Raw genomic sequence first — 13,321 nt, 5'->3', positions numbered from 1 at the left:
TGACATGCAGAGCACTTACAATCTGGGTCTGGTTGTCGTGTCGCTCGCCGTCGCAACACTAGCTTCATTCACGGCGCTCGACCTGGCCGGACGTATTTCGACAATGGCATCGGCACGCTTGCGCCACCTCTGGCTCGCAGGCGGCGCAGCCGCAATGGGCACGGGCGTCTGGTCGATGCACTTCATCGGCATGCTCGCCTTCTCGCTGCCGATTCCGCTCGGCTACGACTTCTCGATCACCGGCTACTCGCTCGTCATCGCGATGATCGTGTCGTACTTCGCGCTTCACCAGGTGGCGCGTCCGACACTCTCCATCCAGCGTCTCGTCACAGGCGGCGTGCTGATGGGCTTCGGCATCGCGGGCATGCACTACACGGGCATGGCGGCGATGCAGATGGAGCCGGGCATTCAATACCGGCCGGGACTCTTCGCCGCGTCCATCGCGATTGCGATTGCGGCTTCGATCGCCGCGCTGCGGATCGCGCACACGTTGCGCGACTCGAACCAGCATCGCGTGCTGCTCAAGCGCATCGGCGCAGCCTGCGTAATGGGCCTCGCGATCACGGGCATGCACTACACGGGCATGGCCGCCGCCGATTTCCTGCCCGGCTCGGTGTGCGGCGCGGCGCGCGGCGTCAACGCACAGTGGCTCGCCACGACGATCATCCTCTTCACGTTCGCGATTCTGATCGTCACGCTGATCCTGTCGCGCTTCGATGCACGCACGACTTTCCTCGCCGGTTCGGTATCGCTGCTGAACAACCAGATCGTGCGCCTCGCCACCTACGACACGCTCACCGATCTGCCGAACCGCCGCACGCTGACGGAGCGCATCGAGCGCGCGATTCATGCGTCGAAACTCAACGGCCGCGGATTCGCGATCCTGTTCATGGATCTCGACGGCTTCAAGACGATCAACGATTCGCTCGGTCACGCATTCGGCGACGAAGTGCTGAAGTCGTTCTCGCACAGCCTGCGGCAATGCGTGCGCAACGTCGATACCGTCGCGCGACTCGGCGGCGACGAGTTCGTCGTGCTGGCCGAAAATCTCAGCGCGCCGCAAGACGCCGAGAAGATGGCGGAAGCCGTGCTCGAACGGATGCGCAAGGGCATCGAAACGCAGAGCCAGACGCTGCAGGTCATGCCGAGTATCGGCATTGCGCTGTATCCGCAGGACGGCCATTCCGTCGACGAACTGCTCAAGCACGCCGACGCCGCGATGTACGAAGCGAAGCGCGGCGGCCGCAGCACGTATCGCTTCTTCGAAGCGCACATGAACGAAGCCGCGATGCGCACGCTCAAGATTCAGAGCGCGCTGCACGAAGCGCTCGGCAAGGGCTATTTCTCGCTGCACTTCCAGCCGAAGTTCCGCGGCGACAGCGGCGAAGTCGCGGGCGCGGAAGCGCTGATCCGCCTGAATCACCCGGACATCGGCGTGCTCGCGCCGATGGAATTCATCCCGATCGCGGAACGCTCGGGGCAGATCGTGCAGATCGGCTATTGGGTGGTGCGCGAGACGTGCCGCCAGATCCGGCGCTGGGAAAAGTCCGGCCTGCCGTCGATGAAAGTCGCGATCAACCTGTCGCCGCGTCAGATGACGCAGCCGGATCTCGTCACGCAGACGCTGGAGATCGTGCGCACGGAAGGCGTCGATTGCAGCCAGATCATGTTCGAGATCACCGAAACGGTGGCGATGCAGGACGCCGCCAAGACGACGGAAATGATCCGCGAGTTCCAGGACAGCGGCTTCGAGATTTCAATCGACGATTTCGGCACCGGTTATTCGAGCCTCGCCTATCTGCAGCGCTTTCGCGTGAAGCAACTGAAGATCGACCGCTTCTTCACGAACGGGCTCGATGCCGACGGCCACGAAGGCAGCGCGATCGTGCAGGCGATCATCGCGCTCGCGCACTCGCTGGAAATGGACGTGGTGGCGGAAGGCGTCGAAACGGCTTCGCAGCTCGACAAGCTCAAAGACCTGCAATGCGACGAAATGCAGGGCTTTCTGCTCGGCAAGCCGCTCACGGCCGACGCATTCAGCGCGCTGCTTCAGGAGCGCATGACGGCCGTCTGACGACGGCGCGTGCAAGCTGTCAGCGTTCGCCGTCCGTCGCGTTCGGGCTTTGCAGCGCGAACGACGCGGGCTCGACATGCGGACTCGCGACCGCGGGCAACACATCGCGGCGCGTCAGCTTGCCGTCCACCGACGCGCCCACGTCCATCCGCAATTGCTGGTAATAGATGTTGCCCGTGATATGCGCGTTCTCCTGCAACTCGACAAAATGATCGGCGATCACGTCGCCCGTGATGCGGCCGTTGACGATCACGTCGTAGCCATACACGTTGCCCGTGATCGAGCCGCGATCGCTCAGCACCAGCAGCGTCTCGCATCCCGGCTTGCCCGTCACGTTGCCTTTCACGTGACCGTCCATGCGCAGGCCGTCGCTGAATTCGAGGTCGCCGGTGATGTGCACGTCATGTGCAATGAGCGTCGCCAGTTTGTTCTGGGAAACGCCGGGTGACTTCTTCTTGCTGAACATAATCGATACCGAGTGAAGTTGAAACTCGCCGCGCGCGTCAACGGCGCGAACGGCCTTGCCCCTGCAGAAACAGCACTTGCGCCTGGAGCTGGCGCACTTCGGCGGTGAGCGCATCGGCGGAACGCTGCACGCTCGCGCGCGAAGCGGCTTCCTGCTTCAGCGCGAGTTGTGCGCGCGCCAGCGCGTCATCCAGTCCGTCGTGTGAGGTAGACGCGGCGCACGACGCGCTTTCCCGCGCCGCGCGTGTCGCGTAGACATGCATCGCTGCCGCGCCCGCCGCAGCGCTTCCGAGGCAAACCGCCAGCCACGTCGCGATGCGCATCGCGCGCGAACGCACGGGCTTCAGCGCATACGCGCCTTGCGTGACGGCACGCGCGCTCCGGCGCCGCAGACGAAGAAAATCAGCCATGCGATGGCCCCATGAAAAGTGCGAGATAGTCGGTGGGATCGACGGGCGCGCCGTTGACGAGCACTTCGAAGTGCAGATGCGGCCCCGTCGAACGGCCCGTCGTGCCGACATCGGCGATATGCTGGCGCGGCAGCACGAGATCACCCTCCTGCACGACGATCTTCGATGCGTGTCCGTAGCGCGTGATCAGGCCGTTGCCGTGATCGATCTCGACGGCATTGCCGTAGCCGCCCTGCGGTCCCGCGTGGATCACGCGGCCGCCCGCCGCGGCGAGAATGGGCGTGCCCGACATCGCGACGAGATCGACGCCCGGATGAAAACTCAGGTGATGCGTGAACGGATCGACGCGATTGCCGAACGGCGAGCCGAAGCGCGCGCCGTCGACGGGCATGCGCCCCGGGAACGACTCCCAGTTCGCGACGTGCAGCGTGACTTCCTGTTCGAGCGCCGACAGCGTCGCGACGAGACAGGCGATCTGTTCGTGAAGCGCGCCGGCGTCGCGTGCAGGATGGGCGACCGGTTCGTCGCAGCGGCGCGGCGGCAGCGACGGGCCGCCTTCGGCGTCTTGCGCGGCGGATTCGCTGGCTTTGCCGTCGGGTTCTTCTTTCGGCTTGTCGGCCGGTTCACGTTTCAGAACGGCAGTGGATCGCGTGCCGACCACATCGTCGCCAGCGTCGTCGCCGAGCACATCGCTCGCGGGCAGCGCGGGCGGCGCAAACACGGGGCGCGGCAAGGTCTTGATCGTCTTCAGGCGCGTTTCGAAGTCGTGCAGCGTCGCGATCTGCGAAGCGAGCCGCGTCAGACGCGGGTCCATCTGCTCGATGGCCGCGTTCAGCTTGCCGAGTTCGGTGATCGTGTAGTCGCGCCTGACGCGGCTGTCGTTGCCGTCGTTGCCCACGCCCGTAGCATCGAGCTTCGGATGATCGCGACCAATCACGATGCCCGCCGTCAACGCCAGCGCCGAGCTGCCGCAAGCGGCGATCAACGCGACGGTTAGCGCGGCTCGCCGCGTGACGAAGCGCACCGAGCCGTTCGTCAGATTCCTGCCGGTTCCCCAGATCAGCGACATCAGCAGCCGCCTTTCATCGCGGTCCTGCAACACGGCCACAAACGATCGCGAAGTACTGCACGAAGTACTGCAAATAGCTGCGCGCGTCCGGCGGACGGCACAAGGTAACGATGAACCAGCATACTCAGGATGACGAATCTATCTCGTAGATGTCGGAAAACGGTGGCGCGCATTATCACGCCACGCGCCGGACCCGCATCTCAAATTGGAGTGAATCAGATTCGTCGCAAGCGCTTCACATCGCGAGCATGTGCTGCAAACGTGCGCGCAAGGTTTCGCTTGCTTGCGTCATAGGCGCGCGCAGATCCCTCGCCATCAAGCCTTGCGCCGCGAGCGCCGCCTTCACGGGCGCGGGGTTCGACTCGGACGTCAGCGCGCGGATCAACGGCACGAGCGCATGGAACAGCGCGCGTCCTTCGTCGAGCCGCCCGGCCTTCAGCGCGCGATCGAGTGCGACGAAACGCTCGGGCCAGATATGCGCCGACGCCGCGATCGCGCCGCTGCCGCCCATACAGAGCGTGTCGAAGATGCGGACGTCGTCGCCGGCCAGCACCTGCAAGCGGCCATCGAGAATCAATGAGAGCGTCGTGTCGAGCGAGCCCGCGCAATCCTTGATCGCCTGAATGCGCGGATGCGCGGCGAGCGCGAGCAGCGTGTCCAGCTCGATGCGAATGCCGGTGCGCGCGGGAATGTCGTACAGAACGACGGGATGCTCGCTCGCGTCGGCGAGCATCGTGAAGTGATCGGCGATGCCCGCTTGCGACGGCCGCACGTAGTACGGCGCGGAAATCAGCAGGCCCGCGAGTGGCAGCGCGTTCAGACGCAGCACACGCTCGCGCATGCTTCGGGCGTTATTGCCCGACACGCCGACGATCACCGGCAACGCGCCGCCCGCCGCGTCGAGCGTGGTCGCGAGCACGGCCTCCTGCTCGGCGGCATCGAGCGACGACGGCTCGCCCGTCGTGCCGAGCGCGACGACGCCCGCGACGCCCGCCTCGGCATATAGCCCGATCAGGCGACGCAACGCCGCGTGATCGACGGCGCCGTCGGCGGAAAACGGTGTGACAAGCGGAATCCAGATACCCGAAAAATTGGACATGACTTTCCTCGAACGCGACCGTATGAGAACCGTTCAGCGGCGAGGAAGCAGTATCGGGAGCGGGAGTTTCTAGAACCGGGCTTGATAAGACTGTTCCGTCGCACATCTGACGGAACAGCAGCTCCGGTCAGATGAGCAACTGTTTTTTGGCTTTGGAAGCGGCGCGCGCCTGCGCGGCCTGCGAGTGCAAGCCGGTTTCAACGCAAAGAAGAAGCATCGAGCCGTTTTCCATGTCCGGCAGTGTAACCGGAAACGACCCTTTTTGAGATGAAACGCGTACCGGGCGAATCGATGCGCGAAATTCCTTGACTTCCTCGCACGGCGAATTAATATACGCACCGCGTATATCAACCGATTCACCCGACGAAAAAGAGGCAAGCCCATGAGCGTCCCGCAACAAGCCTTTCTCCGTGACGCGATGCGGCGTCTGAACCTCACCCGCGACGGCTTCGCGACGCGTATCGGCGTGTCGAAGCGCGCACTCGATACCTGGCTGCTGCCCGACGATTCGCAGGAATCGCGCGCGATGCCGGAAATCGTCGAGCGCTTCGTGTCGGAAATCGTCGTCAACGGCGCACCCGCCGAAAAACATACGCAAAGCGTAGATTCGCAGTCGCTCGCCAGCCAGATGCTGTTCGAAGGCAAACCGCAGCTTCTTTCCGTCGACCAGTTCTCGCGCGACGCCGTCGAAGCCCTCTTCCGCGTCGCCGATATCATGCAGCCCATCGCGCGCCGCCGGAAAATCTCGCGCGTGCTGGAAGGCGCGGTGCTCGGCAACCTGTTCTTCGAAGCCAGCACGCGGACCCGCGTGAGCTTCGGCGCGGCGTTCTGCCGGCTGGGCGGCTCGGTGTGCGACACGACGGGCTTCACGTTTTCGTCGATGGCCAAGGGCGAGTCGATCTATGACACGAGCCGCGTCATGTCCGGCTACGTCGACGCCCTTGTGATCCGCCATCCGGAACAGGGCTCCGTGGCCGAGTTCGCGCGCGCGACCAACATTCCCGTCATTAACGGCGGCGACGGCCCCGGCGAGCACCCGAGCCAGGCGCTGCTCGACCTGTATACGATCCAGCGCGAGTTCTCTCGTCTCGGCAAGATCGTCGACGGTGCACATATCGCGCTGGTCGGCGACCTGAAGTACGGGCGCACCGTGCATTCGCTCGTCAAGCTGCTCGCGCTGTATCGCGGCATCAAGTTCACGCTCATTTCGCCGCCGTCGCTCGAAATGCCCGCGTATATCGTCGATCAGATTTCGCGCAACGGCCACGTCGTCGAGCAGACGCACGATCTCGCCAACGGCCTGCGCGGCGCGGACGTCGTCTACGCGACGCGCATCCAGAAGGAGCGTTTCGCCGACGAATCGTTCGAAGGCTACACGCCCGACTTCCAGATCAATCAGGCGCTGGTGGATACCGTGTGCGGCGCGGACACGCTGATCATGCACCCGCTGCCGCGCGACAGCCGCCCCGGCGCGAACGATCTGAGCACGGACCTGAACCACGACTCGCGCCTCGCGATCTTCCGTCAGACGGACAACGGGATTCCCGTGCGGATGGCGATCTTCGCGGTGCTGCTAGGCGTCGAGAAGCTGGTTCAACATTCGATGCGCGATGCCGCGTGGCGCCCGCCCGCGTATCTCGGCCCGGACGATGCCGTGTTTCATGGCATCGACTGATCTTGCTGAGCGCTAGCCAGCGCCTTGCCCTTGCATCACACAAACGCGCGTCGATAGTCGACGCGCGTTTTTCTTTTTGCGCGCTGCACGACGCATGACGCCGTCGACAGCGCCGCGCCATTTTCGCGCCATCTGCCCGTCACGGTTGCGCCACGGCGACTATGCCACGATGAAGTTCGCCGCTTGTGCGCGTCGTTTGTGGTTCTGCACGAGCGGCATCGAAATTGCTCATCGACAAGGCTTGCCATGCACCGTCCGCCTGCTTCGGCTGCGATGCGGCGCAAGTCTGCATCGACCTTCTACGGAGCAAGCAGAACATCATGTCCCACCACATCGACTGTCAGGGTTCGTGCTCGCAACACGATGCGGACACGCCCCGCCACGACGAGCATGACGCCACGCCTTCGAGTTCCGCACGCCGCCGCTTCCTGCAATCGGCGGCGGCAGCAGCAGCCGTGGGCACAGCGCCCTACGCTCATGCGCAAACGCAAACACCGCAGGCACAACAACCCGTTGCACGTTCAACCGTGCCGCCGCGCACGGTCAAGCTCAACATCAACGGACGCGATTACTCGCTGCATCTCGAACCGCGCGTGACGCTGCTCGACGCGCTGCGCGAATACGCCGGACTCACAGGCACGAAGAAAGGCTGCGACCGCGGACAATGCGGCGCGTGCACGGTGCTCTCGAACGGACGCCGCATCAACTCGTGCCTGACACTCGCCGTGATGCACGAAGGCGACAAGATCACGACCGTCGAAGGACTTGCGAGCAACGGCACGCTGAACCCCGTGCAGCGCGCATTCATCGAACAGGACGCGTTCCAGTGCGGCTACTGTACGCCGGGGCAAATCTGTTCGGCGACAGCTTTGCTCTCTGAGTTCGACGCCGGCGCGCCGAGCACGGTGACAGCGGACGTGCGGCGCCGTCCGCCGCAACTCTCCGACGAGGAAATCCGCGAACGCATGAGCGGCAACATCTGCCGCTGCGGCGCGTATGTGAACATCGTCGCGGCCGTGCAGTCCGCGCATCGCGGCACGGTCGGCAGCGGCACGGGCGACACCTATACGACGTTCGTCATCAAGACGAGCGACGTCGCGTAACGGAGGCCATCATGGATGCGATCTCCTACGAACGCGCCGCCGATATCGCCGGTGCCGTGCGCGCCGCGCAGCAACCGGGCACCATGTTCATCGGCGGCGGCACCAATCTGCTCGATCTGATGAAGGGCGGCGTGACGCGACCCGTGAAGCTCGTCGATATCACGCGGATACAAGGGCTCGACGTCGTGTCGACGCTGCCCGACGGCGGGCTGCGTATCGGCGCACTCGTGCGCAACAGCGATGCAGCGAATCATGCGCTCGTGCGCGAGCGTTATCCGCTGCTGACGCAGGCGCTTGTTGCAGGCGCGTCGGCGCAATTGCGCAATATGGCGACCGTCGGCGGCAATCTGATGCAGCGCACGCGCTGTCCGTACTTCTACGACACCGCGTTCACCGCCTGCAACAAGCGCGAGCCCGGCAGCGGCTGCGCGGCGATCAACGGCCACAATCGCATGCACGCGATTCTCGGCGCGAGCACGCAATGCATCGCCGTGAATCCGTCCGATATGAGCGTCGCGCTCGCGGCGCTCGATGCAACCGTCCGCGTGAGCGGCCCGCAAGGCGAGCGCGTGATTCCGTTCGGCGAGTTTCATCGCTTGCCTGGCGACCGCGCCGATCTCGACACGACGCTGCGCCTCGGTGAACTGATCACGTCCGTCGATCTGCCGCCGCCCATCTACAGCGAACACGCGCACTACCTCAAGGTGCGCGACCGCGCGAGCTATGCGTTCGCGCTGGTGTCGGTCGCGGCCGCGCTGCAGATGGACGGAAATACCGTGCGTAGCGCGCGCATCGCGTTGGGCGGCGTCGCGCACAAGCCGTGGCGCGCGACGTCGGCGGAACAGATGATCGCGGGCAAGCCGCTCGATAGCACGACGCTGCGCAATGCAGCCAACGCCGCATTGAGCGAAGCGAAACCGCTGCACGACAACGCGTTCAAGGTGCGCCTCGCGCAGAACGCGATCGTGCGCGCGGTGAACCAGGCAGCAAGCGGAACAAGCGGCGTTGGAGGTTTTGCATGAGCACGATCATTGGACATCCTCTGGACCGCACCGACGGTCTGCTGAAGGTCACGGGCGAAGCGCGCTACGCGGCCGAGTTTCCCGAAGCGCGTCTCGCGCACGGCGTGCTGGTGACGAGCACGATTGCGCGCGGCTCGATTGCGTCGATCGATACGAGCCGCGCGTCGTCGTTGCCGGGCGTGCTGCTCGTGATGACATATCAGAACGCACCGCGTCTGCCGAACAACGGTAAGCCCGCGCTCGCGCCGCCTGCGGGACGGCATCTGTCGCTGTTGCAGGACAACCAGATTCACTACAGCAACGAGCCGATCGCGATCGTCGTCGCGGATACCCTGGAACATGCAACGGACGCCGCGCGTCAGTTGCGCGTGACGTACGCCGCGCAGCCGCCCGCGCTCGATTTCACGCAGGCCAAAGCCAGCGCGCACGCGCCCGACAAGCCGCAAGGCCGACAGACCGACACGTCGCGCGGCAACTACGACGCCGGGCTTGCGGCGGGCGTGGTACGCGTCGACGCCGTCTACACGACGCCGATGGAGCATCACAATCCGATGGAGCCGCACGCGACGATGGCCGTGTGGGACGGCCCGCAACTGACGCTCTACGATTCGACGCAAGGCGTGACGGGCACACGCACGGCCGTCGCAAAGACGCTCGGCATATCACCCGACGATGTGCGCGTGATCTCGCCGTTCGTCGGCGGCGGCTTCGGCTGCAAGGGCTCGGCGTGGTCGCACGTGGTGCTGTGCGCGATGGCCGCGAAGCAGACGGGACGTCCTGTGCGGCTCGCGCTGGAGAGGCCGCAGATGTTCGGGCCCGTCGGCGGCCGGCCGTTCACCGAACAGCGCATGGTGATCGCCGCGAAGCACGACGGCACGCTCACCGCGATGCGGCACGACAGTTTCTCGAACACGTCGATGATCGAGGACTGGACGGAGACCTGCTGCATGGTCACGCGGATGATGTACGCGGTGCCGAATCAGGTGACGACGCATCGCCTCGTGCAGCTGAACGTCGGCACGCCGACGTTCATGCGCGCGCCGGGCGAAACGACGGGTTCATGGGCGCTCGAAACGGCGATGGACGAGCTGTCGTATCAGCTGAAGATGGATCCGCTCGCGCTGCGTCTGAAGAACTACGCGGAGAGCGATCCGCAGGAAAACAAGCCGTGGTCGAGCAAGGCGTTGCGGCAGTGTTATAGCGTCGGCGCGGAGCGTTTCGGCTGGTCGCGCCGCAAGCCGCAGCCGCGTTCGATGCGCGACGGCAATACGCTGATCGGCCTTGGCATGGGCACGGCGACGTATCCCGCGAATCGCAGCGAAGCGGCGGCGCTCGCGCGGATTCTGCCCGATGGCACGGCGATGGTTGTGTCGGGCACGCAGGATATCGGCACGGGCACGTACACGGTGATGACGCAGGTCGCGTCGGATGCGCTCGGTATCGCGCCGGAGAACATTCGCTTCGGACTCGGCGATTCGTCGCTGCCTAAGGCGCCCGTGTCGGGTGGCTCGCAGTCCGTCGCGAGCGTGTCGCCTGCTGTGCGCGATGCGTGCGAGCAGGCGCGCGGCAAGCTTGTGGCAATGGCGCTCGCCGATCACGGTTCGCCTGTGTTCGGTTTGTCGTCCGATGATGTTGTCGTGCAGAACGGCTGGGTGATCAGCAAGTCCGATCAGTCGAAGCGCGATCCCATCGCGGCCGTGCTTGCCCGAGCGGGCGGGCAGCCGATCGAGGCTTCCATCAGCACCAAACCCGGCGATGAGAAGCAGCGTTACTCGTTTCATTCGTGGGGCGCTGTGTTCGCCGAAGTGCATGTCGATGCGGATCTTGGGACGATTCGTGTTGCCCGGATTACTGCTGTTTATAACGTTGGGCGGATGCTTAATGTGAAGACGGCACGTAGCCAGTTGATGGGTGGGCTTGTGTGGGGTATTGGTGCTGCTCTCGAGGAAGAGAGTCTGCTTGATGCGCAGTATGGGCGGTTTGTTAATGCCAATCTGGCCGAGTATCACGTGCCTGTGAATGCCGATGTTCAGTCTTTGGACGTTGTCGTGCTCGATGAGCCCGATCCTTTTATTAATTCGCTTGGTTCTCGCGGGATTGGGGAGATTGGGATTACGGGTGTTGTTGCTGCTATTGGGAACGCCGTTTATCACGCTACCGGGGTTAGGGTTCGGGATTTGCCTGTTACTTTGGATAAGGTTTTGGTTTGACGGTTTTTGGGCTGCGCTGGCATCCGCGGGTTTTGCTGCGCTGGCATCCGCGAATTCGTATCCGTGCTTCAGGCGTCGCCCCTGTGCGGGGCGGCACCTACTTTTCTTTGCAGCGGCAAAGAAAAGTAGGCAAAAGAAAGCCGCTTTTGTACCTCCGGTGCCCGCCAGGGCAGCGCCGCGGCATGCCGTAGTTGACCTATCGCGCAGCGGCGTCCGCACTCTGTAGAAAGCCCGCAGTCAACCCCGCACGGCGCGAAAACCCCACACACAGTTTGGAGCACATACCGCCGCAATCAAACCGACGGCAAACGCGCAAAAACAAGCCGACCGAATGTGCCCCAAGTGGGTTTAATTTTTCACGGCGCGCGTGCCTGACTGCGGGCTTTCTACGGAGTGTTTGCGTCGCTGCGTGACAGCTCGAAGACCGTGCGCCGTGGCGTTATCCTGGCGGGCACCGGAGGTTTGAAGCGGCTTTCTTTTGCCTACTTTTCTTTGCCGCTGTGTACAGACTGGAGACATAGCTGACAGGTGTACAGGGACATGGTTGACACTTTCGGGTAATCAAACGCCCGGATTCAACCATGCCCTGGGAAGCAAAAAACACCATGAATCTCCGCGAAGAATTCGTCAGCCTGGCCGCCACACAGGCCCTGTCATTCAGCGAGCTATGCCGGCGCTACCGGATCAGCCGCCAGACCGGCTACAAGTGGCTGGACCGTCACAAGGCCGAAGGCCCCGGCGGGCTGGCCGACCGCTCCCGACGCCCGCACCACAGCCCCCTGCGCTCACCTGAACACATCGAAGCGCGGGTGCTGGAACTGCGTCGCGAACATGGCTGGGGCGGACGCAAGATCGAACGGCGCCTGAAGGATCTGGGCGAGACAGAGGTGCCCGCGCCCGCCACGATCACCGAAATCCTGCGCCGCCATGGGCTCATCGATGAACAGGCGTCGCAGCAGCGCCAGCACTGGCAGCGCTTCGAGCACGCGCATCCGAACCTGCTGTGGCAGATGGACTTCAAGGGCGACGTCCAGACGCTGAAGGATGGGCGCTGCATGCCGCTGACGGTCATCGACGATCACTCGCGCTACAACCTCGTGCTGAGCGCCTGCTCGCGTACGACCACACAGGTCGTGCAGGCCGAGCTTGAGCGCGCGTTCCGCTGCTACGGGCTGCCCGCGCGCATCAACACCGACAACGGCGCGCCGTGGGGCTCGCCCAGCGCGCCGGGGCAGCTCACCGAACTCGCGGTCTGGCTGATCCGGCTGGGCATCCTGGTGAGCTACAGCCGGCCGTATCACCCGCAGACCAATGGTAAGGACGAACGGTTTCACCGCACGCTGAAGGCCGAAGTGCTGGACCGGCAGGCCTTCAGCACACATGCGCACATGCAGCAGGCACTGGATCGCTGGCGGCACGTGTACAACGTCGAACGTCCGCACGAGGCACTCGGGATGGCCACGCCCATCACGCGCTACGCGTGTAGCCTGCGCGCGATGCCCGAGCGGGTGCCCGAGCCCGAATACGGCCCCGGCGATGAAGTGTTGCGGGTCAATGCCAGCGGCGTGGTGCGCCTGCGCGGCCAGAAACTGAAGCTGTCGATCGCGCTCAAGGGGCTGCAGGTAGCCGCCCGCATGAGCGAGAAGGAAGACGGGGTGATCGAGATCTGGTTCGCCCATCAGCGGGTCGCAAAACTTGACCTGAAGACTCCCAAACCCTGACCATCAGGTGTCAACGATGTCCCCGTACAGGTGTCAACCATGTCTCCAGTCTGTACACCGCTGCAAAGAAAAGTAGGTGCCGCCCCGCACAGGGGCAACGCATGAAGCACCGATACGAATTCGCGGATGCCAGCCAAAAACCAAAACCAAAACCAAAACCCAAAAATCAAAAACAAAAAGTGGATGTCATCTTTCGCGCCGCGCGCGCTTGACCGCGGGCTTTCTACGGAGTGTTTGCGTCGCTGCGCGACAGCTCGACTGCGACATGGCGCAGCGCGAACCTGACAGGCACCGGAGGTTTGAAGCGGCTTTCTTTTGCCTACTTTTCTTTGCCGCTGCAAAGAAAAGTAGGTGCCGCCCCGCACAGGGGCGACGCATGAAGCACCGATACGAATTCGCGGATGCCAGCCAAAAACCAAAACCAAAAACCCAAAAAATCAAAAACAAGGCATGGCGACTGCGTCGCAGACAAA

General features: G+C 63.9%; 11 protein-coding genes. 6 read left to right on the top strand and 5 right to left on the bottom strand.

The features are described from left to right. Positions 1-4 precede the first annotated feature (4 nt). On the top strand, positions 5-2,074 hold the full coding sequence (locus QEN71_RS20660; RefSeq protein ID WP_201656879.1) for a putative bifunctional diguanylate cyclase/phosphodiesterase: 2,070 nt from the start codon (positions 5-7) through the stop codon (positions 2,072-2,074). Positions 2,075-2,093: 19 nt separating this feature from the next. Here the strand turns inward: QEN71_RS20660 and QEN71_RS20655 are convergent, their stop codons facing one another. The 5 genes from QEN71_RS20655 to QEN71_RS20635 all read right to left on the bottom strand — a co-directional run bounded on the left by QEN71_RS20655 (position 2,094) and on the right by QEN71_RS20635 (position 5,517). Continuing rightward, positions 2,094-2,540, bottom strand: a complete 447-nt coding sequence (locus QEN71_RS20655) for a bactofilin family protein (protein WP_201656876.1) — start codon at positions 2,538-2,540, stop codon at positions 2,094-2,096. Between the two features lie 37 nt (positions 2,541-2,577). Then, positions 2,578-2,949: a hypothetical protein gene (locus QEN71_RS20650; RefSeq protein WP_201656873.1), complete on the bottom strand. Its 372-nt coding sequence runs from the start codon at positions 2,947-2,949 to the stop codon at positions 2,578-2,580. Next, positions 2,942-4,018 (bottom strand): M23 family metallopeptidase, encoded by a 1,077-nt coding sequence (locus QEN71_RS20645; RefSeq protein ID WP_201656870.1) that lies wholly within the window; start codon positions 4,016-4,018, stop codon positions 2,942-2,944. The genes QEN71_RS20650 and QEN71_RS20645 overlap by 8 nt, the downstream gene beginning before the upstream one ends. A gap of 235 nt (positions 4,019-4,253) precedes the next feature. Then, the gene (dapA, locus tag QEN71_RS20640; protein ID WP_201656869.1) at positions 4,254-5,117 is read right to left on the bottom strand and encodes a 4-hydroxy-tetrahydrodipicolinate synthase; all 864 of its coding nucleotides are present in this window, start codon (positions 5,115-5,117) and stop codon (positions 4,254-4,256) included. Positions 5,118-5,244: 127 nt separating this feature from the next. After that, positions 5,245-5,517: a hypothetical protein gene (locus QEN71_RS20635; protein WP_201656866.1), complete on the bottom strand. Its 273-nt coding sequence runs from the start codon at positions 5,515-5,517 to the stop codon at positions 5,245-5,247. On the opposite strand from QEN71_RS20635, the gene QEN71_RS20630 reads away from it, so the two are divergent. From QEN71_RS20630 to QEN71_RS20610, 5 genes are all read left to right on the top strand, one after another. Then, positions 5,500-6,792: an aspartate carbamoyltransferase gene (locus tag QEN71_RS20630; protein ID WP_201656863.1), complete on the top strand. Its 1,293-nt coding sequence runs from the start codon at positions 5,500-5,502 to the stop codon at positions 6,790-6,792. The two genes, QEN71_RS20635 and QEN71_RS20630, sit on opposite strands and share 18 nt — an antisense overlap. A 320-nt stretch (positions 6,793-7,112) precedes the next feature. Further along, a complete protein-coding gene (locus QEN71_RS20625; protein ID WP_201656860.1) occupies positions 7,113-7,895 on the top strand; it encodes a (2Fe-2S)-binding protein in 783 nt (260 codons plus the stop codon). Between the two features lie 11 nt (positions 7,896-7,906). Continuing rightward, positions 7,907-8,917 (top strand): FAD binding domain-containing protein, encoded by a 1,011-nt coding sequence (locus QEN71_RS20620; protein ID WP_201656856.1) that lies wholly within the window; start codon positions 7,907-7,909, stop codon positions 8,915-8,917. Continuing rightward, positions 8,914-11,127: a xanthine dehydrogenase family protein molybdopterin-binding subunit gene (locus QEN71_RS20615; RefSeq protein ID WP_201656853.1), complete on the top strand. Its 2,214-nt coding sequence runs from the start codon at positions 8,914-8,916 to the stop codon at positions 11,125-11,127. The genes QEN71_RS20620 and QEN71_RS20615 overlap by 4 nt, the downstream gene beginning before the upstream one ends. 581 nt (positions 11,128-11,708) lie before the next feature. After that, positions 11,709-12,848: an IS481 family transposase gene (locus QEN71_RS20610; protein WP_290468217.1), complete on the top strand. Its 1,140-nt coding sequence runs from the start codon at positions 11,709-11,711 to the stop codon at positions 12,846-12,848. Positions 12,849-13,321 lie beyond the last annotated feature (473 nt).

The organism is Paraburkholderia sabiae, from assembly GCF_030412785.1.
In the GTDB taxonomy this organism is placed as follows: domain Bacteria; phylum Pseudomonadota; class Gammaproteobacteria; order Burkholderiales; family Burkholderiaceae; genus Paraburkholderia; species Paraburkholderia sabiae.
Note: the sequence above shows the minus strand (reverse complement) of the source record. Positions and strands in the feature narration are given on the sequence as shown.

Excerpts from the sequence above, each read along its gene's own strand:
- QEN71_RS20620 (WP_201656856.1), top strand. The coding sequence starts at position 7,907 with ATGGATGCGATCTCCTACGAACGCGCCGCCGATATCGCCGGTGCCGTG.
- QEN71_RS20610 (WP_290468217.1), top strand. The coding sequence starts at position 11,709 with ATGCCCTGGGAAGCAAAAAACACCATGAATCTCCGCGAAGAATTCGTC.
- QEN71_RS20645 (WP_201656870.1), bottom strand. The coding sequence starts at position 4,018 with ATGTCGCTGATCTGGGGAACCGGCAGGAATCTGACGAACGGCTCGGTG.
- dapA (WP_201656869.1), bottom strand. The coding sequence starts at position 5,117 with ATGTCCAATTTTTCGGGTATCTGGATTCCGCTTGTCACACCGTTTTCC.
- QEN71_RS20655 (WP_201656876.1), bottom strand. The coding sequence starts at position 2,540 with ATGTTCAGCAAGAAGAAGTCACCCGGCGTTTCCCAGAACAAACTGGCG.
- QEN71_RS20660 (WP_201656879.1), top strand. The coding sequence starts at position 5 with ATGCAGAGCACTTACAATCTGGGTCTGGTTGTCGTGTCGCTCGCCGTC.
- QEN71_RS20630 (WP_201656863.1), top strand. The coding sequence starts at position 5,500 with ATGAGCGTCCCGCAACAAGCCTTTCTCCGTGACGCGATGCGGCGTCTG.
- QEN71_RS20650 (WP_201656873.1), bottom strand. The coding sequence starts at position 2,949 with ATGGCTGATTTTCTTCGTCTGCGGCGCCGGAGCGCGCGTGCCGTCACG.
- QEN71_RS20615 (WP_201656853.1), top strand. The coding sequence starts at position 8,914 with ATGAGCACGATCATTGGACATCCTCTGGACCGCACCGACGGTCTGCTG.
- QEN71_RS20625 (WP_201656860.1), top strand. The coding sequence starts at position 7,113 with ATGTCCCACCACATCGACTGTCAGGGTTCGTGCTCGCAACACGATGCG.